The following is a 25,605-nucleotide window of genomic DNA, read 5'->3' on the forward strand; positions in this document are numbered from 1 at the left end:
GTCCGTCACGCGACAACTGATTGAACACTCAACTATCTGGGAAAACGTCCCGAGTCGGGCAAAACAGTCCGTGCATCCTGCATGTAGGACGCGGGTACGTGCCAGACTGCTCGCCATGAGCACGACCCGCACGGCAACCCGCACGACCGCCCGGCCCGCGCGAGGGGGCGCGACGAACCTCGTCGACCTCGCGGCGGCCGCCGACGAGCACACCGTCGCCGACGCCCATCAGGGCCAGGTGTTCCTCGGCATCCTCCACCGCGAGAACGACAGCGTCACCGCGGCACTCACGACCGCCGAGACCTGCGCGCGGATCGAACGCGGCAGCGGCTCCGTCGCCGCCGCACAGCGATACGAGGCGGAGGCCCGGCGGCTGCGCGAGACCCAGCGGGAACTGCACTGCATGATCGCGAACCTGCGGACGCGCTTCGCCGGCTCCGGCTCCTGAGCGGGCGCGCCGAGCGACCGGACAACGACTCGGGCCCCCGATCCGTATGGATCGGGGGCCCGAGGTGATGGTGTGCGGTTCGCAATACCTGGTCGGCAGCACTTTCTGCAGAGGCGTTCCAGAGCTTTTCCCTGAGTTCTCCGGAGCATTACCCGTCCTGCTCGGCGAGGGCCACCCTTGCGGACTTCCTGACCCGAGACGCGAGTCCGTATCAGGCCGAACCTGCAGCTTCCGGATCATGCGAGGTGATGTGGCGGCACACCAGCATGTGGTGAGCGCCCCTTTGGAACCGGTAGTCGACCTCGACGACTTCACCGGCGATGTCGTGGTTCCGAAGGTCGGTGAGCAGCTCGTCCACGCGGGGATAGCGAACCGAGGAACCCGAGACCACGAGCGGAAAGACCCGCAGTTCACCGCGGGCGACACGCATCAGTTCCCGGATCGCGTCGAGGTGGAAGGTGTGATCGAGGCGGTCGGAATAGCTGAACAGCAGGTGCGAGCTGAGCACGAGATCGAAAGCGGCATCGGGGAACGGCAAGGACGGCAACCGCCCGGCAACGTAGCGGCGCGGATGCCGGCGGATATCTGCGGCGAATTCCTCGACTGCCTGCCGACGCACGCGTGCATGCTCGTCGGGATCGGCGAAGAACGTCCAGTCGTAATGTTCGGCGTGGGCTCGGATGTACCGGTTCCCACGATCGGTTTCAGCTACCGCAACGACGGCGAGTTGTTCGGTCTCGCGGTCGAAAGCCATATCGCATGCGGTCACGTCACCGCCGAGGCGGTTCACTGCGCTGGTGAACCCCGCGGCGCCGCCCGGACAGTCCAGGATTGTGCGGGACAGGTCCTCGTCGGTGAGATTGAACATCGACCGGTACTCGTCCAGTGAACGGGAGCTGATCAGCATCTCGCCGATACCTGTCGTGGGTGCGGTATCGATGTCGTGGGTCACGGGGTGGTTCCTCTCGGATCGAGGCCACCTCACCCGCCGACCGGTATCACCGTCGTACAGGAAAGTGAGCGTCACCGACCGCGGAGAAGGCGGCCGGACAACACAGTCGACAAGGCCGCTAGAAGTACGGCCACCAGGGCTGTGTCAGGGTCATCACCGCTCTATGACAACACGGCCGAAGACCGAATCCGAATCGGACCGCCCGTCCGATCGATCAACGAAACGAGGCCACGACCTCTTTCGAGTTCGTGACCTCGTCCGTCGCAGTTCGTGGAACTGCTCATGGTGGGCGAAGGGGGACTTGAACCCCCACGTCCCGAAGGACACTGGCACCTGAAGCCAGCGCGTCTGCCATTCCGCCACTCGCCCGAGCGACTGGAGAACAGTAACACACCCTCCCGCCGAACAACGATTCGCCTGCACAGAGGCCCTTTGCCGACGCTGCACCGGCCCGCCGGGGCAGCGCCGCCCCCTCCACCGGGCCGGATCGGACGAAAAGTCGATACCATGCAGAAGCGAGCTCTGCATTGCGACACGCAGACCGGAAAGGGGGTCGCCGTGGGTATCGCGCAGCGATTCGAGCGCAAGCTGCAGGCTGCCGTCAGCGACGTGTTCGCGCGCGTCTTCGGTGGCGGTGTAGTTCCGCAGGAAGTGGAGGCCGCGCTCCAGCGCGAGGCCACCGACGGCGTCCAGCAGCTCGACCGGGGCCACATGCTGGCTCCCAACCGGTACGTGATCACGATCAGCGAATCCGATCACGAAGCCCTCGCCGCGGATCGGGACTTGACGGTGAAGGCGTTCGCGCGTCACCTTGAGGACTTCATCCGCGAGCAGGGGTGGCAGACCTACGGTCAGATCCAGGTCGCATTCGAGTCGTCGGCGGCACTGCACACCGGGCAGTTCCGCACGCACGGGTCGGTCGACCCCGACGTCGGGCGCTCACCGGTGCGCGCCTCGGCCTCGCGGACACCGCACAACCGTTCAACCGTGACCCCCGACCCAGGAGTTGGCTCGATGACGCAGAATCCAGGCTACGACCCAAGCCGTGACCCCGCCGAGAGCGCCGAACCGCAGTACGCGCGGAACGGTCACGCGCACGTAGGCCAGGATCAGCGCTACCAGCAGGGCCAGCGGAACGGCGGGGCGTATCCCGCCGCGCAGGCGCCCTACGGCGGCGAGCAGCAGGGCGGTTACGACGCCGGCGGCTACGACCAGCAGGACTACGGCCGGGCCGGCGGCCACGAGGACCGGGGCTACGGCGAGGAGCGGGGCTACGGCGGCCACTCCGGACAGGCGTACAGCCAGGACTACGGGCGCGACTACTCCCCGCAGTACCCGTCGCAGCAGGCCTACGGCGACGACCGCTACCAGGGCGGGTACGCCCAGCCCGGCGGCTACGACCAGGGCTACGCCGACCAGGCTTACGGCCAGCAGGGCTACGCCGGACAGGGGTACCCCGACCAGGGCTACGCGGAGCAGGGTTACGGCCAGCAGGGCTACCCCGACCAGGGGTACGCGGATCAGGGCTATGCGGATCAGGGCTACGGCGCCGGCGCGTACCAGCCCCCGCAGGCCGGCCGGGTGCTGACCGCGACGCTCCAGCTCGAGGACGGCAGCGGGCGCTACTACCAGCTCCGGGAGGGCAGCAACATCGTCGGACGCGGGCAGGACGCCCAGTTCCGGCTGCCGGACACCGGTGTCTCCCGGCGCCACATCGACATTCGCTGGGACGGGCAGGTGGCCATGCTTTCGGATCTCGGTTCCACCAACGGCACCACCGTCAACGGCGCGCCCGTGCAGGACTGGCAGCTCGCCGACGGCGACGTGATCCGGGCGGGACACTCGGAGATCCTGGTGCGCATTCTCTGAACGCCGGGGACCGAGACCCGATCGGAACCGGCACGAGACCCATCCGACGCGTCGGCAACGCGCCGGACGATGCGTCTCGTCGCCCGGGGTCCGTATTGTGGGTGACCGCAGCGCACCGGACGACACCGCACCGGGCCGATACGCAGAAGGAGGGCGAGCCGTGCAGGGGCTGATTCTGCAGCTGACCCGGGCGGGGTTCCTGCTCCTGCTGTGGTTGTTCATCTGGGCGATCCTGCGCACGCTGCGGTCGGACATCTACGCCGGTGCCGCACGTCCGGTCCCGCGTTACTCGCCGCGCAACCAGTCGGTGCTGCCCTCGCTGGGCCGCGGCAAGTCCGCGAAGTTCCTGGTGGTGACCCAGGGCGCGCTTGCGGGCACCCGCATCACGCTCGGCACCCAACCCGTCCTGATCGGCCGGGCCGACGACTCGACCCTCGTCCTCACCGACGACTACGCCTCCACCCGGCACGCCCGCCTGTCGCCGCGCGGGTCGGACTGGTACGTCGAGGACCTGGGCTCGACCAACGGCACGTACCTGGACCGTGCCAAAGTCACCACCGCCGTCCGCGTACCCCTGGGCACACCTGTCCGGGTCGGGAAGACCGTGATCGAGCTCCGCCCGTGACCCTCGTACTGCGTTACGCCGCCCGCAGCGACCGCGGCTTGGTTCGTTCCAACAACGAAGATTCCGTGTACGCGGGGGCCCGCCTGCTCGCCCTCGCCGACGGAATGGGGGGCCACGCCGCCGGCGAGGTCGCCTCGCAGCTGATGATCGCGGCGCTCGCCCACCTCGACGACGACGAACCCGGCGGGGACCTGCTCGGCAAGCTCGCCGCCGCCGTGCGCGAGGGCAACGCCGCCATCGCCGATCAGGTCGAGGAGGAACCCGAACTCGACGGCATGGGCACCACGCTCACCGCCATCCTCTTCGCCGGCAGCAAGCTCGGCCTCGCCCACATCGGCGATTCGCGCGCCTACCTGCTGCGCGACGGCCAGCTCACCCAGATCACCCGCGACGACACCTTCGTGCAGTCCCTCGTCGACGAGGGCCGCATCACGCCCGAGCAGGCGCACAGCCACCCGCAGCGATCGCTGATCATGCGCGCCCTCACCGGCAGCGAGGTCGAACCGACCCTCACCGTGCGCGAGGCGCGCGCCGGCGACCGCTACCTCATCTGCTCCGACGGCCTGTCCGACGTCGTCAGCGACGAGACCATCGCCAACACCCTGAGCGAGGGCACGCAGGACGAGTGCGCCGACCGGCTCATCGAACTCGCGCTGCGCAGCGGCGGCCCCGACAACGTCACCGTCGTCGTCGCCGACGTCATCGACCTCGACTACGGCCAGAGCCACCCGATCGTCGCCGGCGCCGCGTCCGGGGACGACGAGGACACCCCGCCGCCCAACACCGCCGCGGGCCGCGCCGCCGCGATGCGTCCGCCGCGGGCCACGCCCAAGCGCGTCGTCGTGCAGAACGAACCCGAGCCCAAGCGCAAGCGCAGCCGGATGTGGTGGCCGCTCGTCGCGGTCGTGGTGCTCGGACTGCTCGTCGCCGGGGCAGCCGTGGGCCGCACGATGATCCGCAGCTACTACTACGTCGGCGACGACGACGGCCGCGTCACGGTGCTGCGCGGCGTACCCGGCAACATCCTCGGCTACTCGCTGCAGGAACAGTCCCTCGTCGGCTGCCTCGCCGACGACGGAACCTTGACCCTGACCTCCCCGCAGGAGGCCGACTGCCGCGTCATGCTGGTCGACGACCTGCAGCCGACCGCCCGCGAGCAGGTGCGGGCGGGCCTGCCCTCCGGATCCCTCGACGACGCGCGCACCCAGATGAACCGTCTCGCCGAGAACGACCTGCTCCCGGTGTGCGTCGAGGAACAGCCGGCCCCCGCACCGGCGCCGGCTCCGGCGCCCGAGCCGGCGCCCGCACCGGCCCCGACGACCCCGCCGGCAGCTCCCGCGTCGGAGCCCGCACCCGCCGCGGCACCGGCCCCCGCACCGACCCCGACACCCGAGCCGACGCCGGCGGTTCCGCAGGTGCCGGGCCAGAACTGCCGGGTGGGCGCCTGATGTCGGTGTCCCACGCACCCGGAGCTTCCTTCCCCAGTCCTCCCGGAGGTTTCGCCCCGGCTCCCGCCGTGTCCACCCGGCGCGGCACGGAGCTGCTGCTCATCGTCGCCGCCATCGCGATCACCACGGTGTCGCTGATGCTGGTCGAGGCGAGCCAGGAACAGACCGTGACCCTGGATCTGGCCAAGTACGGGCTGACGTATGCGGTGCTGTTCCTCGCCGCGCACCTGGCGGTGCGCCGGTTCGCGCCGTACGCCGACCCGCTGCTGCTGCCGATCGTCGCGCTGCTCAACGGCCTCGGACTGGTCCTGATCCACCGGCTCGACCTCGCCGACGAGGAGAACGCGCTCTACCTCGGGCAGCCGATCCCCTCCCCCGACGCCAACCAGCAGGTGCTGTGGACGGCGCTCGCCATCGCCGGCTTCGTCGCGGTGCTCGCGCTGCTGCACGACTACCGGCTCCTCGCCCGGTTCAGCTACACGCTGGGCCTGATCGGCCTCGTCGCCCTCGCGGTCCCGGCCCTGCTGCCGTCCCGCTTCTCCGAGGTCAACGGCGCCAAGATCTGGATCCGGCTGCCCGGGTTCAGCATCCAGCCCGGCGAGTTCGCCAAGATCCTGCTCATCATCTTCTTCGCCTCCGTGCTGGTGGCCAAGCGCGACCTGTTCACCACCGCCGGCAAACACGTGCTCGGCATGGACTTCCCCCGCGCCCGCGACCTGGGCCCGATCCTGGCCGCGTGGATCCTCTCGATCGGCGTCATGGTGTTCGAGAAGGACCTCGGCACGTCGCTGCTGCTGTTCAGCACGGTGCTGGTGATGCTGTACATCGCGACCGAGCGGGTGGGCTGGCTGCTCATCGGCGGTGCCCTGCTCGTCGTCGGCTTCTACTTCGCCTACCAGATGTTCGGGCACGTGCGGGTGCGGGTGGAGACCTGGCTCGACCCGCTGGCCGACTACAACAACACCGGCTACCAGATCTCGCAGTCGCTGTTCGGTCTCGCCACCGGCGGCGTCGCCGGCACCGGGCTCGGCAGCGGACGTCCCGCGCAGGTGCCGTTCGCCAAGACCGACTTCATCGTCGCCGCGATCGGTGAGGAACTCGGGCTCATCGGCCTCAGCGCCATCCTCCTCCTGTTCCTGATCCTGATCATGCGCGGAATGCGCACCGCGATCGCCGTCCGCGACAGCTTCGGCAAGCTGCTGGCCGCCGGCCTGTCGTTCACCATCGCGATCCAGTTGTTCGTCGTCGTCGGCGGCGTCACCAAGCTGATCCCCCTCACCGGGCTCACCACGCCGTTCATGTCCTACGGCGGCTCGTCGCTGCTGGCGAACTACCTCCTGCTGGCACTGCTGGTGAAGATCTCCAACGCGGCCCGCGAACCCGCCGCCCCACGCAAGAAGGCACCGCCACCGATCGCGGACGCGCCGACGGAAATGCTGGGGCGCGGATGAACGCACCGCTCCGCAAGGTCGCGATGGCGGTGATGTTCATGGTCGTCGCGCTGCTCGCAAACGCCACCTACGTGCAGGTCATCAAGGCCGACGACCTGCGCACCGACCCGCGCAACTCCCGGGTGCTCATCGACGAGTACTCACGCCAGCGCGGCCAGATCTCCGCGAGCGGACAGGTCCTGGCGGTGTCGGTCCCCACCGACAGCCGCTACAAGTACCTGCGCACCTACCCGGCCGCGCCCGAGCAGCCGATGAGCCCGCTCGCGTATGCACCCGTGACCGGGTTCTACTCGATGCAATACGGCAGCACCGGGCTCGAGCGCACCGAGGACGAGGTCCTCAACGGCTCCGACAACCGACTGTTCGGCCGGCGCTTCTTCGATCTGGTCTCCGGGCGGGACCCGCGCGGCGGGAACGTGGTCACCACCGTCGACCCGGTCATGCAGCAGGTGGCCTACGACGAGCTCACGTCCAAGGGCTACACCGGCTCGGTCGTGGCCATCGAGCCGAGCACCGGCCGCATCCTGGCAATGGTGAGCACCCCGAGCTACGACCCCAACCGGCTCTCGGGTCACGACGGCGCCGCCACCTCGCAGGCGTGGGAGGAACTCAACGCCGACCCCGACAAGCCCATGCTCAACCGCGCCATCTCGCAGACCTACCCGCCCGGCTCGACGTTCAAGGTCGTGGTGACCGCCGCGGCCCTCGCCGCGGGCACCACTCCCGACGACCAGTTCACCGCCGCGCCGAACATCACCCTCCCCGACACCGCGACCACGCTGGAGAACTACGGCGGCGCGACGTGCGGCGGCGGCCCCACCGCCACCCTGCGCGAGGCCTTCGCCCGCTCCTGCAACACCGCCTTCGTCGAGATGGGCCTGAAGACCGGCAAGGACGCCCTCGCCGAGCAGGCCGAGGCGCTGGGCGTCGGCGAGTCCGTGGACATCCCCGTCCCCGTCGCGGCGAGCACGATCGGGCCGATCCCCGACGGCGCCGCGCTCGGCCAGTCCAGCATCGGTCAGCGTGACGTCGCACTCACCCCGCTGCAGAACGCCGTGATTGCCGCCACAGTCGCCAACGGCGGCGTCCGGATGCAGCCGCATCTGGTGTCGCAGTTGCAGTCGCCGGACCTGTCGGTGCTGGCGGAGACCACGCCGGTGTCGGCAGGACAGGCGATGTCGCCGCAGGTCGCGGCCACCCTGACCGACCTGATGATCGGATCCGAGAACTTCTCCGGCGGCGAGGGGAAGATCCCGGGGGTCCAGATCGCGTCGAAGACCGGTACCGCCGAGCACGGCGACGACCCCCGTAACACTCCCCCGCACACGTGGTATATCGCCTTTGCGCCCGCCCAGCAGCCAACAGTTGCCGTGGCGGTCATCGTGGAGGACGGCGGCGACCGCGCACTCGCCGCCACGGGAGGCTCGGTTGCCGCGCCGATCGGACGTGCCGTGATCGCGGCGGGAATGCAGAGAGGCTGATTATGGCTTTGCACAGCGGCGCCATGATCGCCGACCGATACCGGCTGCAACGGCTCATCGCCACCGGCGGCATGGGACAGGTGTGGGAGGGGCTCGACACCCGTCTCGACCGCCGGGTGGCGGTGAAGGTCCTCAAGGCCGAGCTCTCCGGCGACGCGGACTTCCTGACCCGTTTCCGGTTCGAGGCGCGCACCACCGCGCAGCTCAACCACCCCGGCATCGCCGGCGTGTTCGACTACGGCGAGACCACCGACGCCGAGGGCCAGTCCATCGCGTACCTCGTGATGGAACTCGTGCACGGCGAGCCCCTCAACGCCGTCCTCGCCCGGGTGGGCCGGCTGTCGCTGCCGCACACCCTGGACATGCTCGAGCAGACCGGGCGGGCGCTGCAGGCTGCCCACGACGCCGGGGTCGTGCACCGCGACGTCAAACCCGGCAACATCCTCATCACCCCCACCGGCCAGGTGAAGATCACCGACTTCGGCATCGCCAAGGCCGTCGACGCGTCGCCGGTGACGCGCACCGGCATGGTCATGGGCACCGCTCAGTACATCGCGCCCGAGCAGGCTCTCGGCCAGGAGGCGACGTCGGCGAGCGACGTGTACTCGCTCGGCGTCGTCGGGTACGAGGCCCTTGCCGGCCGGCGACCGTTCCTCGGCGACAGCGTCGTCACCGTCGCGATGAAGCACGTGCAGGAGACGCCCGCGCCGCTGCCCACCGACCTGCCGGCGGGGGTGCGTGAACTCATCGAGATCGCCATGACGAAGGATCCGGCGTACCGGTACACCAGCGGCGGCGAGTTCGCCGACGCCGTCTCCGCGGTGCGCGCCGGGCGGCCGGTGCCACCGCCGGGCAACGTGCCGCCGGTCACCGGTGCCACGCGGATCCTGCCGCCCGGGGTGCCGGGCACCACCGCGCCCACCGCCGCGACCCGCGCGCTCGGTCCGACCCCGCCTCCGCCGTCGCGGCCGTACTACGCCCCGACGTACGCGAACGGCGGCGACCAGCCGCCCACCGGACCCACCCCGTCCGGCGACAAGCGCTCCCCCAGCCCGAAGACCCTCGCCTGGGCGGCCGGGGCGGCGGTGGCCCTGGCGCTCGTCGCGTTGGCGCTGGTGCTGCTGGGCGGCGACAATTCGGGTGACGCGGGCCCCGCGCGGTCCACGACGACCACGCAGGCCCCGACGACCACCACCCGCGCGACGACGACCACGCGGCCGCCGCGGACCACCACCACGACGGAGGAACCGACCACCACGGCTCCTCCCACCACGACGCAGGCGCCCACCACGACCCCCGAGCCGACGACGACCACCCCGCCGCCGCCGACGACGACGGAGGCGCCGACGACCACCGCGCCGCCGACCACGACGACGGCCACGACGACCACAGCCGCCACCACGACGACGGCCGAGACGACCACCACCACGGTCTCGTTGCCGGATGGCGGCGACGGCGGTCTCGAACCCGGAGCCATAGACAACCCGTTCACCCCGATCGAGCCAGTCACCCGAGGACAGTCATGACCACACCCCGCAAGCTCTCTTCCCGCTACGAGTTGGGTGAGATCCTCGGCTTCGGTGGCATGTCGGAGGTGCACCTGGCCCGGGATCTGCGGCTCGACCGCGACGTGGCGATCAAGGTGCTGCGCGCCGACCTCGCCCGCGACCCCACGTTCTATCTCCGGTTCCGCCGCGAAGCCCAGAACGCGGCCGCGCTGAACCATCCGGCGATCGTCGCCGTGTACGACACCGGCGAGGCGGAGACCGAGGCCGGCCCGCTGCCGTACATCGTCATGGAGTACGTCGAGGGCGATACGCTGCGCGACATCGTGCGCTCCCAGGGGCCGATGACCCCGAAGCGGGCCATGGAGGTCGTGGCCGACGTGTGCGCCGCCCTGGACTTCAGCCACCGCAACATGATCGTCCACCGCGACGTCAAGCCCGCGAACGTCATGATCACCCGTTCCGGCGCGGTCAAGGTGATGGACTTCGGCATCGCCCGGGCCATCTCCGACGCCGCGAGCCCGATGACGCAGACGGCCGCGGTGATCGGCACCGCCCAGTACCTGTCGCCGGAGCAGGCCCGCGGCGAGCAGGTCGACGCCCGCTCCGACGTGTACTCGGTCGGCTGTGTGCTGTTCGAGATCCTCACCGGCAAGCCGCCGTTCCAGGGCGACTCCCCGGTGGCCGTCGCGTACCAGCATGTCCGGGAGGATCCGCCGCTGCCCTCGTCGGTGAACTCCGCCGTCCCGCCGGAGCTGGACTCGGTGATCCTCAAGGCGATGGCGAAGAACCCCGCGAACCGCTACCAGAGCGCCGCCGAGATGCGCAGCGACCTGATCCGCGTGCTCAGCGGCCAGAAGCCCAGCGCGCCGATGGTGATGACCGACGAGGACCGCACCACCATCCTCGGGGCCGTCGACGGCGCCGGGACACCGCGCAACGGCGCGGACCGCGGGGCCGCCGGAGTCGTCGCGGGTGGGACCGCGGCCGCGCCGCAACGTTCCCGGGCACTGCGCAACACGCTGCTGGGCCTGGCCGCGGTCGTGATCGTCGGCATCGTCGGCGTGTTCCTGTGGACCTCGGGCCCCGGCTCGAGCGCCGCGCAGATCCCCGTCCCCGACGTACGCAACCTCGCCGCGGAGATCGCGGAGAGCAGGCTCCAGGATGCCGGGTTCGAGGTGTCGGTGCAGATGAAGCCCGACGCGGTGGTCGCCAGCGGCAACGTCGTCAACACCCGGCCGGTCGCCGGGGTCCAGGCCGAGGAGGGCAGCACCGTCACCCTCGAGGTCTCGAGCGGGCCCGAACAGGTGCAGATCCCGCGGCTCGCGGGCATGAACCAGCAGGAGGCGCTGCAGACCCTGGCCGAGGCCGGGCTGCGGCTCGATCCGAATGTGGCGCGGGCGCCGTCGTCGGCGGCCGAACGCGACACCGTCGTCGACCAGAGTCCCGCCGCGGGAGCGGACGCCGACCGCGACAGCGCGGTGAGCGTGACGCTCGGCAGCGGCCCCGAGCAGATCCGCGTGCCCAACGTCGTGGGTCAGGCCACCGAGGTGGCGCGCGACAACATCGAGGCCGCGGGCTTCACCGTCGTGGTCGACGAGATCGACTCCAGCCAGCCGGCCGGGACGGTCGTGTCGAGCAGCCCGGCGGGCGGAACCAGCGCCACGAAGGGCGACACGGTCACCATCCAGGTGTCCAACGGGAACCGCATCGAGATGCCGGCGTTGACGAACAGGACGGTGTCCGAGGCGCTGACGGCGCTGCGGGCGGCCGGCTGGACGGGTTCGCCGGCGCAGCTCGTGCAGAACCGTGAGGCCACCCTCGACCCGGAGCTCGTGGGCAAGGTCATCGCCCAGCAGCAGCCCCCGGGGTCGGAGATCTCCAACTCGGAGACCATCACCGTGGGCGTGGGCGTGCTGGGTATCCGCTGAGCTGCGCTCGGATATGGTCCGCGGAGCGGACGGCTCAGGCGGCGCCGCCCGCGAGCGCCTTCGCCATCTCCGCCTCCAGCCGGGCCACCAGCTGCTCGTCCGGCGCCTCGCCGCACACGGCCAGCCAGTTCGCCAGCATCCGGTGACCGCCCTGGGTGAGGACCGACTCGGGGTGGAACTGGACGCCGTGGATCGGCAGCTCGCGATGCCGCAGGGCCATGACGATGCCGCTCTCGGTGTATCCGGTCGGCACGAGCTCGTCGGGCATCGTCTGCGGCAGCACCGTGAGCGAGTGGTAGCGCGTCGCGGTGAACGGATCCGGCAGGCCGGCCAGCACACCGGTGCCGTCGTGCCACACCGAGCTGGTCTTGCCGTGCAGCAGCTCCGGGGCACGGTCGACCGTCGCGCCGAAGGCGGCACCGATCGCCTGATGGCCCAGGCAGACGCCGAGCAGCGGTGTGCTCGCGGCGGCGCAGGCACGCACGAGGTCCATGCTGGCGCCGGCCCGCTGCGGGGTGCCCGGACCGGGGCTGAGGAGGATCCCGTCGAACTCGGCCGCGATCCGGTCCGCGGCGCCGGGGCCGGTGAGCCGCTCGTCGTCGTTGCGCCACACCTCGGCGCGGGTACCGAGCTGCCCCAGGTACTGCACGAGATTGAAGACGAAGCTGTCGTAGTTGTCGACGACGAGGATGCGCATGCGGAAAGGGTACCGACCCGTCAGCGCAGCGTCGTTCCGCCCGTGTAGGCGGGTACCGACAGGGCATCCGACGCCTGCTGCGTGTAGCCCAGCCCGTAGCGGGCCGCGTACTGCCTGTACACGCGGATGCCCGGCTCGGCGGCCAGCGCCGCCTCGAGCCGGGCGGGGTCGCCCAGCGCGGTGATCACGTACGGCGGGGAGTAGGTGCGGCCGTGCAGCAGCAGGGTGTTGCCGATGCAGCGCGGCGCCGACGTCGCGACGATCCGCTGATCCTGCATGGCGATCGCCTCCGCCCCGCCGGCCCACATCGCGTTGAGCACGCTCTGCACGTCCTGCTGGTGCACCACGAGATCGTCGGGCGACGCGTCCGCCGGATACCGGCCGTCGGCGCCGCGCGGGGCATCGGTGAGGCTGACGGTGACGCCCGGGCCACGCCGTGCGGTCAGCCCGGCGGGGTCCTCGAGGGCGGCGGTGTCGGCGAGCACCGCGGCGACGTCGTCGTCGGTGGCCGCGGCCTGCGCCTGCAGCTCGGCGACGCGTCCCGCGAGGTCGTCGCGGGTGGCGGCGAGCTCGTCGGCCTTGGCCTGCGCCGCCCGCACGAGATCGGACAGCCGCGCGGAGTCGCTCACGCGCAGTTCCGCGCCGTCGGAGACCCCGCGGGTGGTGCCGAGCAGCAACCCGGCGAGCAGGCACACGGCCAGCGCGGCGGCAGTCCACCCGAGCGCGCGGGCCCGGCCGTCCGACACGTGGACCCTCCGTTCCGGATTCTGCGTTAGCGTGTACTCACACTGGCAGTACACATCAGGTAGCTGCCCAACCTACCTGTCCGCCCCGCGCGGTACCGCACGAACGAGGACGTCATGCCCAAGTCGAAGGTCCGGAAGAAGACCGACTACACGATCAACCCGGTGAGCCGAACCCCCGTGAAGGTGAAGGCGGGCCCGTCGAGCACCTGGTACGTCGCGCTGATGCTCGGCTTCATGCTCGTCGGCCTGGCCTGGCTGGTGGTGTACTACCTCGCGGCCGAGCAGATCTCGTGGATGAACGACCTCGGTGCGTACAACTTCCTCATCGGCTTCGGGTTCATGATCGTCGGCCTGATCATGACCATGAGATGGCGGTGAGGTTACAGGGATGTAGTTCATCCCCACCTGTGGACAAACCTGTGGATGAACTGGGGAAAGCTCCCCGTGGCGACTGAATCGCTCCGCTGGTCCACACCCCCGCTCGCGATCGCCGCGCTCACGGCGGGCGGCATCGTGCTCGTCGTCGCCGCGGCGACGACGGCCGATGCCGCCGGTCGCACGCTCGTCGGGCTCGCGGCCGTGGTGGCGTTCGCGGTCGCGGCCCTCGCGGTCCGTCAGCGTCCGCGGCTCGAGGTGCTTCCGGACGGCGCCGGGCTGGCCGTCACCCGTCTGTCGGGACGACGCGAGCTGCCCCGCGCGGCCCTGATGCGGGTGCGGATCGTCGCGTATCCGCGGCTCGGCCGTCGCGTGCCGATGCTGGAGATCGACGTGCGCGATCCCCGCGGCGACGAGCAGCTGCTGATCTTCGGGCGCTGGGACCTGGGCACCGACCCCCGCACGGTGTACGACGCGCTCGCGGTGCGGGGGCTGGCGCCGGATCAGACGCCGAGCTGAGCCCGCAGGCGCAGGACCGCCAGCACGAGGACCAGCACGGTGACCACCGTGACGGCTGCCAGCGCGAGCCAGCCCGTCCGGACGAAGCGGGCACGGTCGTCGCCCGCGCCCAGCGCCCGCGGCGCGAACAACAGCGCCGCCGTCGCCGCCGCACCCGCGGCCAGGCCGCCGAGGTGTCCCCACAGGGAGATGCCCGGGATGGTGATGCTGATGACGACGTTGAGGACGACGATCATCAGCACCGGCGCGGGGCTGCGCCGCAGCCGCATCAGGATCACCGCCTGCGCGCCCAGCAGGCCGAACACGGCGCCGGAGGCACCGGCGGTCACGGCGTCGGTCTGGAGCAGCATCACCGCGGCGGATCCGCCGAGGATGGACACCAGGTATACGGCCAGGTACCGGAGCCGGCCGAGGACGAGTTCGGTGTCACGCCCGATCACGTACAGCGCGAACATGTTGACCGCGAGGTGCAGCACACCGAAGTGCAGGAACCCGCTGCCGAGCACGCGGATGTACTCGTCGCGCACCGCGATCATCGGCGGCCACAGCGCCCACTCGAAGAACAGGCTCGACGAGCGCTCGTTGTTCATCACGCTGCCGGACTGGGCGGCGGTGATCGCGAAGATTGCGGTGTTCAGCGCGATCAGGATGTAGGTCACGAGGGGGGTGTTCGTCTGCGCCCGCATGGGCGCCCCCGCGACGGTGCGGGCCTGCGGGACATCGCGCTGGGCGGCCGCGACGCAGTCGACGCACTGCTGACCCACTGCGGCGGGCCGCAGGCAGTCGGGGCAGGCCGGTCGCCCGCATCGGCTGCACGAGAGCAGGGTCGGGCGATCGGGATGCCGGACGCACCGCGGCTGGGGCGGGTGGCCGCCCCCGCCGGCCGCGTGGCCCCAGCCGGGGTTCGTCATATCGGTCTCTTCCGGAGATTCAGGAGATGGTGATGCTCTCGATGACGACGGGCTCGACCGGGCGGTCCGCGCGGTCCGTCGCCGTCGTGGCGATCGCGTCGACGACCTTCTTCGACGCCTCGTCGGCGACCTCACCGAAGATGGTGTGGCGTCGGTTCAGGTGGGGGGTCGGCCCGACGGTGATGAAGAACTGCGAACCGTTGGTGCCCGGGCCGGCGTTGGCCATGGCCAGCAGGTAGCTGCGGTCGAACTGCAGCTCGGGGTGGAACTCGTCGGCGAACTGGTAGCCCGGGCCGCCACGACCGGTGCCGGTCGGGTCGCCGCCCTGGATCATGAAGCCGTCGATGACGCGGTGGAAAACCGCACCGTCGTAAAACGGGCCACTGGTCTCCCCCTTGGCGTTCTGGGTCTTGTACTCCTTGGTGCCGTTCGCGAGGCCGACGAAGTTCTCGACCGTCTTCGGAGCGTGGTTGCCGAAGAGCGAGATCACGATGTCGCCGCGGTTGGTGTGCAGAGTCGCGGTTGCGGTCTTTTGAGGTGAAGTCACCCCTCCATCGTGCCATCCGGGTCTGCGACACCGGGGCGGTCCGTCTCGCGAACCCCGGCCGCGGGGGTCCGCTGTGCAAAAGTGGGTACATGACGAGTGTGAGCGAGTCCAGAACCAAGATCGGGTCCGGCGCCGGCAGCGAACTCGTGCGCCCCCCGAAGAAGTCCGAGGGCGCCGGTGGCTACCTGAAGCTCGCAGGGCAGGGCGCTACGGCCCTCGCGCGGGGGCCGCTCTTCACCGGCCTGCTGGTCGCCCGCAAGGGTCTCGACATCGCCCGGAACATGGCCGGAAGCCGGGAGTGCCGCCGCGCGCGAGCCGCGGCGACGATCGAGGCAGCACCCCGCGGGCGGGGCCGCAGGATCCTGGTGACGGTCGGCGCGCTCGGCGTCGTCGCCGCCGGCGGAGTGGTGTTCTACCGCAGCCGTCTCGGGGATCATCCGCCGGTCGCGCCGGAGCCGCCGCGGATCGAGCCGGTCACCCCCGAGCCCGGGCCGGTCGCGACACCGGAGGCTGCCGCCCCGAAGCCGGAGGCTGCCGCCCCGAAGCCGGAGGCTGCCGCACCGAAGCCGGAGGCTGCCGCACCGAAGCCGGAGGCTGCCGCACCCGAGGCGAAGCCCGGGCCGGCCGCGACGCCCGAGGCCGTGGCCCCGAAGCCCGAATCGGCCGCGACGAGGAAGGCCGCACCTCGGCCCGAGGGCGGGACGGCTGCCCCCGCGGTGCCCGCGCCGACGCCGAAGGCGACCCCGACGGCAGCCGCGACGCCGAAGGCCGAGCCCACCACCGCCACGAAGGGGACGGCCGAGCCCACCACCGTCCCGAAGGGGACGGCCGAGGCGCCCCCGACCGGAAAGCACGCGGCCAAGGAGGAAACGGCTCCGAAGCCGGCCGCCGAGCCGAAGAGCGAGGCCGCCGGCAGCAAGGGAACCGCGGCGAAGCCGAAGCCGTCGGCCGGTCCCGCGGGGGGCCCGAAGAAGCAGGACTGAGTTCCGCCCGGGGTCACGGGACGGAATCGGATCCGGGGCAGGTCGCGTCGATCGCGGCCTGCCCTTCCTTCTGCAGTTGTCGTTCGGTGACGCGCACTTCCAGGTCGACGATCCGGCCGGCCACGACATAGATCAGGACGGTCAACAGCAGCACAACGGGTACGGACGCGAGGAATTCCATGTCGGCCTCCAGCGGTGGTCCGCGCGAGCGGGAAGGTGGAGGTGCTCGGGTACGTCGTCGATGACATGTCCAGCCTACGGACACGGGCGGGGGCTCTGTCGCGCCGGCAGCCCCGTCGGACCGTGATCCGCCCCACCCCCGCGCCGTCGGTTACTCATGGGTACCGATCCGCCGAATCGCGTGATGTGCATCACAGAACAGGTGGATACTCGCCGGTAGCAGTCCTATCGGGGAGGCATCACATGGCACAACAGGTACACGCCAGCGAGGAACAGTCGCGCGCGCTCGCAGAGGAGTCCCGCGAGACCACCTGGCACAAGCCGTCGTTCGCAAAGGAGTTGTTTCTCGGACGTCTGACCCTCGACCTCATCCATCCGTTCCCGCGGCCCACCCCCGACGAGGAGGCCCGTACCGAAGGGTTCCTGGCAGAGCTTCGCCGCTTCTGCGAGGGTGTGGACGGCAGCCGCATCGAGCGCGAGGCCCGGATCCCCGACGAATACGTCGCCGGATTGGCCGAGCTCGGCTGCTTCGGCATGAAGATCTCCCAGGAGTACGGCGGCCTGGGACTGTCGCAGGTGGCCTACAACCGCGCGCTGATGCTCGTGGCCAGCGCCCACCCGAGCCTGGGCGTCCTGTTGTCGGCGCATCAGTCCATCGGAGTGCCCGAACCCTTGAAGCTGGCCGGGACACCCGAACAGAAACGCGCCTTCCTCCCGCGGTGTGCGCGAGGGGCGATCTCGGCCTTCCTGCTGACCGAACCCGACGTGGGTTCCGATCCCGCCCGTCTCGCCTCGACGGCGGTGCCGGTGGAGAACGGCGACGCGTACGAACTCGACGGCCTGAAGCTGTGGACCACCAACGGAGTGGTCGCCGAACTGCTGGTGGTGATGGCGCGGGTGCCGCGCAGCGAGGGCCACCGCGGTGGCATCTCGGCGTTCGTCGTCGAGGCGAACACCCCGGGCATCACCGTCGAACGCCGCAACTCGTTCCTGGGTCTGAAGGGGATCGAGAACGGCCTCACCCGGCTGTACAAGGTGCGGGTGCCGAAGGAGAACCTCATCGGCCGCGAGGGCGACGGCCTGAAGATCGCCCTGACCACCCTCAACGCCGGCCGGCTCGCGATCCCGTCGATGTGCGCCGGTGCCGGCAAGTGGGCGCTCAAGATCGCCCGGGAATGGTCCGGCACCCGCGTCCAGTGGGGTCGGCCGGTGGGCCGGCACGATGCGATCGCCGGCAAGATCGGATACATCGCCGCCACCACGTTCGCCCTCGAGGCCGTGGTGGAACTGACCGGCCAGATGTGCGACGAGGACCGCAACGACATCCGGATCGAGGCGGCCCTGGCCAAGCTGTGGTCCAGTGAGGTGGCCTGCGAGATCGCCGACGAGTTGATGCAGATCCGAGGGGGACGCGGCTACGAGACGGCGGCGTCGCTTGCGGCCCGGGGTGAGCGGATGGTGCCCGCCGAGCAGCTCCTGCGGGACCTGCGGATCAACCGGATCTTCGAGGGCTCGAGCGAGATCATGCGGCTCTTCGTCGCCCGCGAAGCCGTCGACGCCCACCTGCGGGTGGCGGGTGAGCTGGCGGATCCGAAAGCCACTCTGGACACGAAGGCCCGGGCCGCCGCCAAGGCGAGCGGCTTCTACGCCAAGTGGCTGCCCCAGTTGGTGGCAGGCAGGGGCCAGCTACCCACCTCGTACGGCGAATTCGGTCCCCTGGCACACCATCTGCGCTACGTGGAGCGGAGTTCACGCAAGCTCGCTCGGTCCACGTTCTACGGCATGGCCCGGTGGCAGGGCGGTCTGGAGAAGCGGCAGAATTTCCTGGGGCGGCTCGTCGATATCGGCGCGGAGCTGTTCGCCATGTCGGCGAGTTGCGTGCGGGCGCAGATGTACCACACCGACGGCCACCCCGATACGGACGCGGCCTACGAACTCGCCGACGTCTTCTGCCTCCAGGCGAAGCTCCGCGTGGACTCGCTGTTCGCCGCGTTGTGGACGCACACCGACGATGCCGACCGGCAGCTCACGGCCGACGTCCTCGACGGGCGCTACACCTGGCTGGAGAAGGGCGTGATCGATCCCAGCGAGGGTACGGGCCCGTGGATCGCCGAATGGTCGCCCGGGCCGTCGGTGGAGCAGAACCTCGCCCGCAGATTCCTCGGCGCCGACCATCCGGTGGTGTGAACGGGCCGCCGGCCGCGCGGGCTCCGGTCAGCCGCGACAGCAATCGCTGTCGCGACTGACCGCCCCTTGCGGCGGATCCGACGCCGTCGTGGGTCAGAAGGCGCCGCAGTTGGACGGGGCGGGCCGATTCGCGAACCGGTCGTTCAGGTAGGCGACCGCCTCGGGCATCCCCGCGACCAGAGGAAGCGCGTGATTGACGGCCAGGCCCGGCAGGACGGGCGGGGTGGTGTTCGGGGAGAACTGGACGGTGGCGCCGAGGGCGCACCAGTCCGCCGCGAGCTGGCGCCCCTGTCCGTAGGGCACGATGTCGTCCATCGTCCCGTGCTGCACGAGTACCGGCACCGACGGCTGCAGACGTCCGATCCGCTGCGCGGCGATGGCTTCCTTCGCCTCCGGCAACCGATCGACGACCACGCTCAGCGGTTCACCCGTGCGGGTGTAGTCGCTCGTGCGCTGGAAGCCGTAACGGAAGATCGTCTCCGGCGCGCACTGGTTCGCCACCGAATGCAGCATCTCGCGTCCACGGTCGTTGACCTCGGCGTCGACGAGATCCCGGAGCTCGGGGTAGGCCTCGCCGAGGCCGTTGATCGTGTAGCCGATCACGCCGGTGAGCGCCGTTCCGTCGACCTGGCTGAGCGTGGCCTCGAGGTCCGCGGGCGGCGCGCCGGCATAGGCCCCCACGACGTTCAGCTCGGGCGCGTAGGTCGGCTGCAGTTCTGCGGCCGCAGCCACGGCACCGCCGCCCTGGGAGTACCCCCACAGGCCGACAGGACCGTCGGGGGTGATGGACGTGGCGGGCAGGCTCTGCGCCGCCCGGACCGCATCCAGCACCGCGTGCGCCTCGGCGAGCCGGTTGACGTACGTGTGGTGCCCCGGTGTGCCGAGCCCGTCGTAGTCGGTGACGACGACGGCGATGCCCTGCAGCAGCATGGTGTTGATCGAGAGCAGTTCGTACTCGGTGAACAGGTCGAGCGGCGGGGTGTAGGACACGAGCGAGTTCAGCTGCTTGGACGGGGCACACTGGTCGCCCTGGCCCTGGGTGCCCGGCGCGATGGCGACGAGCGGTCGCGGCCCCGGCCCGTTCCACGGCAGCGACGGCTCGAGGTAGGTGCCGCCGACGGCGCTGGGTTCGCCGTTGGCGTCGAGGCTCCGGTACAGCAGCCGGGTGCCCTGCGCGGGGAACACGCCCTGCGGCGACGGGACGCGAATGGAGAGGTCGGACGGCCCGCTGCGGAGGACGTCGCCGGAGGCTCCGACCAGGTCGAGCGGAGGATCGTAGAAGTTCGCATCCGCGCTCGCCGTCGCCGGCGTGGCAAGCATCGCTCCTGTCAGTGCCGCGGCCGTCGCCGCAGCGCCGATCCACCGTCTGGTGATCCCCATCCCCATCCCCATGGTCCCTTCACAGGTAGCTGTCCGTGTGTCGGACGACACAAGCGGTACGCACTGTAACACCTAACTTACCGGCGCGTAAGTACGTGATCCGGGGGCTCGCGAACCCCGATTCGCACCGCGGTCCGTCGTTCGCCCCCGGGCATCGCCGCTGGTCGGGGACAATCCGGTCATGACCGGGGAGCGCAGCGAACCGCAACTGCACCGACTGACCACACCGCACACCGCCGCCGTCGTCGGGATCGTGTTCGCCGTCCTGTTCGCGACGAGCATCGTCCTGATCCGTCAGGCGATCCCCGCCGATCCCTTCGGCAGCACCGAGTGGCTGGACGCCGGCCGCTCACGGCTCACCGTGGCGCTGACGCTGGCCCAGTTCGCCTGCATCGCGTTCCTGTGGTTCATCGGTGCGCTCCGGCACCGACTGGGAGACCTCGAGGACCAGTTCTTCTCGACGGTCTTCGTCGGTAGCGGCCTGTTGTTCCTGGCGCTGATCCTCGTCACGATGGCCAGCGCCGGCGGGCTGCTCCTGGCGGACCGGGCGGAGGCGGTGCCCGCCCAGGAATCCGCCGCCTTCGCGCACGCGCTGATCCTGCAGATCAGCAACGTCTATTCGATCCGCATGGCCGCGGTCTTCATGATCTCGCTGGCCACCATCTGGCTGCGCACCGGACTCATGCCCCGATGGCTGGTCCTACCCACGTACCTGCTCGCCCTGGTTCTGCTGTTCGCGGTGGCCGAGGCGCTGTGGCTCACGCTCGTCTTCCCGGCGTGGGTGATCGTGATCAGCGTGTTCCTGCTGACCCACGCCCGGCAGGCGTTCCCGCCCCGGCGGGCGTTCCGGCCGAGAACCTGACGGTGCCACGGCGACGGAGCGGCGTCACTCGTCGCCGGGCTGGGCGGACAGGGCGTTCTGCACCCGGTGGGTGACCGCGTCGTCCCAGCCGTCGGGGCGAGGATGTCCGCCCACAACTGCGCGGCCTCCGGCCCGTGGGCGTGGCCGAACCCGGACGGGACGTCGGCGGAGAACACCATGTCGAGCGTGACCTGCCAGAACGTGCCGAAGGGCAGCCACCGCATGCCCGGATCCACATCCGGGCCGAGCGGCTCGCGCAACCAGTGCGGCTCCCGCAGCAGCAGCCCGAACGACCACCGGGTGATCGGCCTGGTAACCGCAGGGGCATACGGGCTGTGCTTACGTCACGCGCGGATCCTAGTGGGCACGGCAATCTCCCGCGCGGTCCTACGGCGCGGCTTCCCCGGACGTGGCCGAGTCGGTAGCAAGATGTACGCCGATCGTTGTCTACGGGAGGTGTGACATGGCTGTGGGAGTCGGTCTCCGGATCGGGAGCGTGGTGTCCACCGCGGTGCTCGCCTCCAACGACCCCGGCAGCCCCGATCCCGTCGTCATAGCCCGTGACACGGTCCTGCACATCGACTCCGACGGCACCACCGTCCTCGGCGGCGCCCCGCATCCCGCCGGCGAGGCCCGCTACCTGTCGGGCTTCCTCGGCCGCGTCGGTGATCCCGCCGGCGTCACCGCCAGTGACGGGCGCATCTACCGGGCCGAGGACTCGATGGCCACGGCGATCGCCTGCCTGTTGCACGAGTGCCAGCCGCTGCCGCCGGACGGCGGGCCCGACGGGGGTCTGCCCGCTGTCACCGCCACCTACCCGTCGCGGTGGGACCAGTCCACGGTGGCCGCGCTGCGGGCCGCGCTCGACTACGCGGATCTGCGGCACATCGCCCTCGTCTCGGACGCCGAGGCCGCGGCCACCTGGTACGCGTCGGAGATCTCGGAGACCCCCGGACAACTCGTCGGCATCTTCCACGTCGACGACGGCGGCTCGACCGTCAATCTCGTGCGCTCCGGTGTGTCGGCCGGCAAGGCGTTCCGCTTCGCCGCCAAGAGCGCCCCGTCTCCCGCGGCCCAGCTGGCTACCGCGCTCGGCGCGTTCGGCTGGCTTTCGCACAACCTCGACGCCGTGGTGGTGATGGGCGACGGGTTCGTCGCGCGCGACCGCTCGCATGTGCAGTCCATCGCGGACAGCCTCGCCGCGAAACTCGGCGTGCGCACTCTCGTCGGCCCCGGCCCCGAGCAGACCGCCGCCCTCGGTGCCGCCATCCTGGCGGCGGGTTTCACGCCCGCGCGCGTGGTCAAGGCGCGGATCGGACTGCCACCGTCGTACGACGTCACCGACGTCCTCACCGGTGGCATCCCACGTATCCGGGAACTCGAAGCGGCCGAACGAGCGAGGGCCGAGGCGGCCGCGGAACGAGACAGGGCAGCCGGCGCACCGGGGAGCCCCGCACCCGTCCCGGCGACGACCGCCTCCGACCCCCGGTCCGGCGACGCCCGGTCCGATGACACCCGGTCCGATGACAGCAGCGCCGACGAGGCCTTCGGGACGACGGTCACCACCGTCACCACGCGGCCGAGCAGGAACTACTCGGCGATCGGGGCCGTGGTGGCAGTGATCCTGCTGCTGGCTTTCGCGGCCGTCGCGCTGCTCTGACCGTTCGGGTTGTTACTACCGCGGAGTTCAGCCCTCCGTGAGCGAGTTCAGCTCCGCGGCGTCCTCCGCGCCGAACTTGTCCTCGAGCACCTCGGGGCTGTAGTCGAGGTCGATCTCCTCGACCGGCCGGCCGCGCGCGGATTCGATGGCCCCGAGGCGCCGCTGGGCCCGGTCGGCCGCGTAGGCGACGAACTCGTCGGGGTCGAGGCCGAAGGGCTGCTCCTCGAACTGGTCGTTGACCCACTGGATCATGCCGAGCGCCAGCGGCAGCAACTCCCCCATGCGCTGCTGTACGACATCCCAGTTCGAGTCGTCGGCTGCGACGTGGCGGCGGCAGGTGAACGTGCCCCACGCCATGTGCCGGCGTTCGTCGTCGCCGATCCGGCGCACGAGTTCCTGCATGCCGGGCAGGATTCCGCGTTTCGTGCACACCTTCTGCCAGGCGTAGTACCCGGTGAGGGCGAGACTGCCCTCGATGACGTGGTTGTAGGTGACGCTGGCGCGGACCTGATTGGCAGGACTCGGATCGGTCTCGAGGACGCGCAACGAATGGGGCAGTTCCTCGTAGAACAGCTGCCGGTAGTACGGATTGTCCGCAACGTAGGAGTGCAGGTCCGCGGTCAGGCCCACCGCGTCCATCCACAGGCGGAAGACCTGGGTGTGCTTGGCCTCCTCGAAGCAGAACTGGGTCAGGTACATCTCGTCGCCGAGCCGGCCCTCGGCGGCCATCGCCCGTAGGAAGGGCTGGATGTCCTGTGTGACGGCCTCCTCGCCGGCCACGAACTGCGCGACGAGATAGGTGGCGCTGCGGTGCTGTTCGCTGTTGAGCTCGTTCCAGTCGGCCGCGTCCCGGCTGAAGTCCAGCTCGAGCGGATCCCAGAACTTCGCGTTACCCTTCGCGAACAGCCGCAGCGGGAAGGCGTCCCAGTGCAGACCTCCCGCGCGCAGCGTTCCGAAGCCCTGACGTTCCGGCAGTGCTGTGGTCATGAGTGTGCCCGCCTTCCCTCGCCCGGATGGACGCGTGTCCATCTCGACGGTAGCGCCATTTCGGCGGGGCGTGACGGGAACCATACAAACTGTAGGTATGACGGACCCCCGGCCGGGATCGTCGAGCAGATCCCGGCCGGGAGCGCTGCCCGTCAGCCCTCGAGCAGGGTGTCCCCCGGATATCCGCCGGGGCCGAATCCGGGTGGGACGGCGAACACCGCCGACCCGATCGGCGTGATCCACGGGTTCAGCGCGTCGTGCTCGGCGAGCCGCTGCTGCACCGGAACGAACTGGGCGTCCACGTCGGCCTGGTACGACGCGAACAGCAGCCCGGCGCCGTCCGGGTCGTCGTAGTTGTAGCCGCGCCGCAGGAACCGCTCGTTCGCGTTCCGGGGCCGCGCCCGCGCGACGTGCGATTCCGGGGGGATCACCGGAATGCCGTGCACGTCGGTGGCGGCGAAGTCCGGATCGTCGTGCTCCCGGTTGCCGGTCAACGGCGCCCCCGAGGCCAGGTCCCGGCCCACGGCGAGTTCACGGGCCGGCCGGTCCAGCTCGTCCCACGTGTCGAGTTCCATGCGGATACGCCGCACCACCACGGACGTGCCCCCGGCCAGCCAGGCCGGGGTGCCGGGATTCCACACCTGCCGGTCGAAGTCCGTGCTTCCCGCGGCCGGGTTGACCGTGCCGTCGACCTGGCCCATGAGGTTGCGCATCGTGGTGCCGGCGGGCTTGGTGCCCGCCGCGTTGCGGAACCCGCGCTGGACCCAGCGCACGGTGGCCAGCGACCGCACGCTCTTGGCGAGCGTGCGGGTCGCGTGCGAGACGGTGACCGGGTCGTCGGCGCAGACCTGCACCAGCAGATCACCGCCCGACCAGCGCTCCTCGAGGCGATCGATCGAGAACGCGGGCAGCGGCCGCAGCCACTCGGGCCGCTGCGCCGCCAGGCCGGCCGCGTCGAACACGGCGGGACCGAATCCGACGGTCACGGTCAGCCGCGCGGGATCGTGGGCGAGTTCGGGCTCGGTGTCGCCGAGGGCAGGGCTGCCCTCGGTGAGCCGGCGGCCGTCCTCGGCCCACACCTTCATGATCCCGACGAGCGCCCGCCGGTCGAGGCCCAGGCGCAGATCCAGGGCGACGAATGCGGCGAAGGCCTGCGGTTCGGTGTCGATGCCGGCCTGGTGCACGCCGTGGAAGGCGACGGTGCGCCCGCCGGTGGGCTCGGGCTCCCGCGTGGCGGCATAGCCGAGGCCCGTCCCGATCCCGGCCGCGCCGATGCCCGCGACGCCGAGGACGGCGGCGCCGCCCCCGAGGAGGCGCCGCCGGCTCAGCTCAGCCACCGTGGTTCGCCCCCATGCCGGCGCTCGGCTGGTAGTTCTCCCGTGCGCCGGAGAAGTCGCGGACCTGCGCGGTGAACTCGGTGGTCGAGCCGTCCTCGAAGGTCAGCTCGAAGGTCACCTCGGTGCCGGGCAGGACGGGCTCGACGAGGTCCATCAGCATCAGGTGGTCGTTGCCGGGCGCGAGGGAGTGGGTGCTGTGCGCGGGAATGACCAGGCCGTCCTCCTTTTCGCGCATCACCATGGCGCCGCCGTCGCCGGCCGCCATCTCGTGGATCTCGGTGCGGGCCGAGCTGGGGCTGGCGGCGGAGACGATGTGGATGTCGGAGTCGCCGGTGTTCTCGAGCTCGGCGAAAGCACCGGTCATGCCGGATTCGGCGGCCTTCGCCCACGCCGAGGAGACGGTGAGCGAGTCCGCGGAGGCGGCGGCCGGCTCGTCGGACGAGCATCCGGCGGCGAACAGGGTCGCGGCCGCGGCGGCAGCGAGGAACAGGGTCTTCTTCATGAGGTTCTCCGAAATCGGTCCG

Annotated in this window: 24 protein-coding genes, 1 tRNA gene and 1 pseudogene; 14 read left to right on the top strand and 12 right to left on the bottom strand. The window is 70.7% G+C overall.

All coding sequences use genetic code 11. The annotated features are described in order from the left end of the window. Window positions 1-115: 115 nt before the first annotated feature. Entirely contained in the window at window positions 116-448 is a 333-nt protein-coding gene (locus AIIKEEIJ_RS23010) for a hypothetical protein (RefSeq protein ID WP_161996646.1), read from the top strand. A gap of 211 nt (window positions 449-659) precedes the next feature. Here AIIKEEIJ_RS23010 and AIIKEEIJ_RS23015 read toward each other — a convergent pair whose 3' ends face one another. Together AIIKEEIJ_RS23015 and AIIKEEIJ_RS23020 are read right to left on the bottom strand one after the other, a co-directional pair. Next, the gene (locus AIIKEEIJ_RS23015; RefSeq protein ID WP_161996647.1) at window positions 660-1,400 is read right to left on the bottom strand and encodes a methyltransferase domain-containing protein; all 741 of its coding nucleotides are present in this window, start codon (window positions 1,398-1,400) and stop codon (window positions 660-662) included. Window positions 1,401-1,683: 283 nt separating this feature from the next. Further along, window positions 1,684-1,769 (bottom strand) — tRNA-Leu (locus AIIKEEIJ_RS23020). Between the two features lie 138 nt (window positions 1,770-1,907). Between AIIKEEIJ_RS23020 and AIIKEEIJ_RS23025 the strand changes: the two genes are divergently transcribed. The 7 genes from AIIKEEIJ_RS23025 (at window position 1,908) to pknB (ending at window position 11,710) form a co-directional block, all read left to right on the top strand. Continuing rightward, entirely contained in the window at window positions 1,908-3,269 is a 1,362-nt protein-coding gene (locus AIIKEEIJ_RS23025) for an FhaA domain-containing protein (RefSeq protein ID WP_161996648.1), read from the top strand. Between the two features lie 160 nt (window positions 3,270-3,429). After that, window positions 3,430-3,894, top strand: coding sequence for an FHA domain-containing protein FhaB/FipA (locus AIIKEEIJ_RS23030; RefSeq protein ID WP_006942182.1), 465 nt, complete (start codon window positions 3,430-3,432; stop codon window positions 3,892-3,894). Next, complete coding sequence (locus tag AIIKEEIJ_RS23035; RefSeq protein ID WP_029546826.1) at window positions 3,891-5,342, top strand: PP2C family protein-serine/threonine phosphatase; 1,452 nt, start codon at window positions 3,891-3,893, stop codon at window positions 5,340-5,342. The genes AIIKEEIJ_RS23030 and AIIKEEIJ_RS23035 overlap by 4 nt, the downstream gene beginning before the upstream one ends. Continuing rightward, window positions 5,342-6,793 carry an FtsW/RodA/SpoVE family cell cycle protein gene (locus tag AIIKEEIJ_RS23040; RefSeq protein WP_029546825.1) on the top strand — a complete coding sequence of 484 codons (1,452 nt, stop codon included), beginning with the start codon at window positions 5,342-5,344 and terminating at the stop codon, window positions 6,791-6,793. Before AIIKEEIJ_RS23035 ends, AIIKEEIJ_RS23040 begins: the two co-directional genes overlap by 1 nt. Next, window positions 6,790-8,274 carry a peptidoglycan D,D-transpeptidase FtsI family protein gene (locus tag AIIKEEIJ_RS23045; RefSeq protein ID WP_050034268.1) on the top strand — a complete coding sequence of 495 codons (1,485 nt, stop codon included), beginning with the start codon at window positions 6,790-6,792 and terminating at the stop codon, window positions 8,272-8,274. Before AIIKEEIJ_RS23040 ends, AIIKEEIJ_RS23045 begins: the two co-directional genes overlap by 4 nt. A gap of 2 nt (window positions 8,275-8,276) precedes the next feature. Then, the gene (locus tag AIIKEEIJ_RS23050; protein ID WP_044476249.1) at window positions 8,277-9,800 is read left to right on the top strand and encodes a serine/threonine-protein kinase; all 1,524 of its coding nucleotides are present in this window, start codon (window positions 8,277-8,279) and stop codon (window positions 9,798-9,800) included. Then, window positions 9,797-11,710 carry a Stk1 family PASTA domain-containing Ser/Thr kinase gene (pknB, locus tag AIIKEEIJ_RS23055; RefSeq protein WP_006942193.1) on the top strand — a complete coding sequence of 638 codons (1,914 nt, stop codon included), beginning with the start codon at window positions 9,797-9,799 and terminating at the stop codon, window positions 11,708-11,710. Before AIIKEEIJ_RS23050 ends, pknB begins: the two co-directional genes overlap by 4 nt. Window positions 11,711-11,744: 34 nt before the next feature. Here pknB and AIIKEEIJ_RS23060 read toward each other — a convergent pair whose 3' ends face one another. Both AIIKEEIJ_RS23060 and AIIKEEIJ_RS23065 read right to left on the bottom strand, forming a co-directional pair. Then, the gene (locus AIIKEEIJ_RS23060) at window positions 11,745-12,407 is read right to left on the bottom strand and encodes an aminodeoxychorismate/anthranilate synthase component II (RefSeq protein WP_006942196.1); all 663 of its coding nucleotides are present in this window, start codon (window positions 12,405-12,407) and stop codon (window positions 11,745-11,747) included. A 20-nt stretch (window positions 12,408-12,427) separates the two neighbouring features. After that, window positions 12,428-13,153 carry a DUF881 domain-containing protein gene (locus tag AIIKEEIJ_RS23065; RefSeq protein ID WP_043799077.1) on the bottom strand — a complete coding sequence of 242 codons (726 nt, stop codon included), beginning with the start codon at window positions 13,151-13,153 and terminating at the stop codon, window positions 12,428-12,430. 114 nt (window positions 13,154-13,267) lie between these two features. Between AIIKEEIJ_RS23065 and crgA the strand changes: the two genes are divergently transcribed. Together crgA and AIIKEEIJ_RS23075 are read left to right on the top strand one after the other, a co-directional pair. Continuing rightward, window positions 13,268-13,531, top strand: a complete 264-nt coding sequence (gene crgA, locus AIIKEEIJ_RS23070; RefSeq protein WP_006942200.1) for a cell division protein CrgA — start codon at window positions 13,268-13,270, stop codon at window positions 13,529-13,531. 45 nt (window positions 13,532-13,576) lie between these two features. Beyond that, on the top strand, window positions 13,577-14,047 hold the full coding sequence (locus tag AIIKEEIJ_RS23075) for a PH domain-containing protein (protein ID WP_161996649.1): 471 nt from the start codon (window positions 13,577-13,579) through the stop codon (window positions 14,045-14,047). Here AIIKEEIJ_RS23075 and AIIKEEIJ_RS23080 read toward each other — a convergent pair. Both AIIKEEIJ_RS23080 and AIIKEEIJ_RS23085 read right to left on the bottom strand, forming a co-directional pair. After that, the gene (locus AIIKEEIJ_RS23080; RefSeq protein WP_006942204.1) at window positions 14,032-14,958 is read right to left on the bottom strand and encodes a rhomboid family intramembrane serine protease; all 927 of its coding nucleotides are present in this window, start codon (window positions 14,956-14,958) and stop codon (window positions 14,032-14,034) included. The genes AIIKEEIJ_RS23075 and AIIKEEIJ_RS23080 overlap by 16 nt on opposite strands. 19 nt (window positions 14,959-14,977) lie before the next feature. Further along, window positions 14,978-15,505, bottom strand: a complete 528-nt coding sequence (locus tag AIIKEEIJ_RS23085) for a peptidylprolyl isomerase (protein WP_006942206.1) — start codon at window positions 15,503-15,505, stop codon at window positions 14,978-14,980. An 89-nt stretch (window positions 15,506-15,594) separates the two neighbouring features. Here AIIKEEIJ_RS23085 and AIIKEEIJ_RS23090 point away from each other — a divergent pair, with 89 nt between their 5' ends. Next, the gene (locus AIIKEEIJ_RS23090; RefSeq protein ID WP_202917482.1) at window positions 15,595-16,488 is read left to right on the top strand and encodes an alginate biosynthesis protein AlgP; all 894 of its coding nucleotides are present in this window, start codon (window positions 15,595-15,597) and stop codon (window positions 16,486-16,488) included. Window positions 16,489-16,501: 13 nt separating this feature from the next. On the opposite strand, the gene AIIKEEIJ_RS32720 is transcribed toward AIIKEEIJ_RS23090, so the two are convergent. Further along, entirely contained in the window at window positions 16,502-16,669 is a 168-nt protein-coding gene (locus AIIKEEIJ_RS32720; RefSeq protein WP_164528058.1) for a hypothetical protein, read from the bottom strand. 242 nt (window positions 16,670-16,911) lie between these two features. Here AIIKEEIJ_RS32720 and AIIKEEIJ_RS23095 point away from each other — a divergent pair, with 242 nt between their 5' ends. Then, window positions 16,912-18,855 (top strand): acyl-CoA dehydrogenase family protein, encoded by a 1,944-nt coding sequence (locus AIIKEEIJ_RS23095; protein ID WP_161996650.1) that lies wholly within the window; start codon window positions 16,912-16,914, stop codon window positions 18,853-18,855. A gap of 93 nt (window positions 18,856-18,948) precedes the next feature. Here AIIKEEIJ_RS23095 and AIIKEEIJ_RS23100 read toward each other — a convergent pair whose 3' ends face one another. Further along, entirely contained in the window at window positions 18,949-20,241 is a 1,293-nt protein-coding gene (locus tag AIIKEEIJ_RS23100) for a lipase family protein (RefSeq protein ID WP_202917483.1), read from the bottom strand. A 175-nt stretch (window positions 20,242-20,416) separates the two neighbouring features. Between AIIKEEIJ_RS23100 and AIIKEEIJ_RS23105 the strand changes: the two genes are divergently transcribed. Beyond that, a complete protein-coding gene (locus AIIKEEIJ_RS23105) occupies window positions 20,417-21,097 on the top strand; it encodes a hypothetical protein (protein WP_161996652.1) in 681 nt (226 codons plus the stop codon). Between the two features lie 24 nt (window positions 21,098-21,121). Here the strand turns inward: AIIKEEIJ_RS23105 and AIIKEEIJ_RS23110 are convergent. Further along, window positions 21,122-21,405: pseudogene (locus AIIKEEIJ_RS23110) on the bottom strand (alpha/beta-hydrolase family protein); the annotation flags it as partial. A 155-nt stretch (window positions 21,406-21,560) separates the two neighbouring features. Here AIIKEEIJ_RS23110 and AIIKEEIJ_RS23115 point away from each other — a divergent pair. Next, window positions 21,561-22,757: a hypothetical protein gene (locus tag AIIKEEIJ_RS23115; RefSeq protein ID WP_102799445.1), complete on the top strand. Its 1,197-nt coding sequence runs from the start codon at window positions 21,561-21,563 to the stop codon at window positions 22,755-22,757. Between the two features lie 27 nt (window positions 22,758-22,784). Here the strand turns inward: AIIKEEIJ_RS23115 and AIIKEEIJ_RS23120 are convergent, their stop codons facing one another. The 3 genes from AIIKEEIJ_RS23120 to AIIKEEIJ_RS23130 all read right to left on the bottom strand — a co-directional run bounded on the left by AIIKEEIJ_RS23120 (window position 22,785) and on the right by AIIKEEIJ_RS23130 (window position 25,583). Next, a complete protein-coding gene (locus AIIKEEIJ_RS23120) occupies window positions 22,785-23,744 on the bottom strand; it encodes a R2-like ligand-binding oxidase (protein WP_006934498.1) in 960 nt (319 codons plus the stop codon). Window positions 23,745-23,896: 152 nt separating this feature from the next. Next, window positions 23,897-25,081, bottom strand: coding sequence for a Dyp-type peroxidase (locus AIIKEEIJ_RS23125; RefSeq protein WP_161996653.1), 1,185 nt, complete (start codon window positions 25,079-25,081; stop codon window positions 23,897-23,899). After that, on the bottom strand, window positions 25,074-25,583 hold the full coding sequence (locus AIIKEEIJ_RS23130) for a copper chaperone PCu(A)C (RefSeq protein ID WP_006934494.1): 510 nt from the start codon (window positions 25,581-25,583) through the stop codon (window positions 25,074-25,076). Before AIIKEEIJ_RS23130 ends, AIIKEEIJ_RS23125 begins: the two co-directional genes overlap by 8 nt. Window positions 25,584-25,605: the final 22 nt, after the last annotated feature.

The sequence above is a fragment of the Rhodococcus sp. YH1 genome, from assembly GCF_009939605.1.
Taxonomy (GTDB): domain Bacteria; phylum Actinomycetota; class Actinomycetes; order Mycobacteriales; family Mycobacteriaceae; genus Rhodococcus; species Rhodococcus aetherivorans.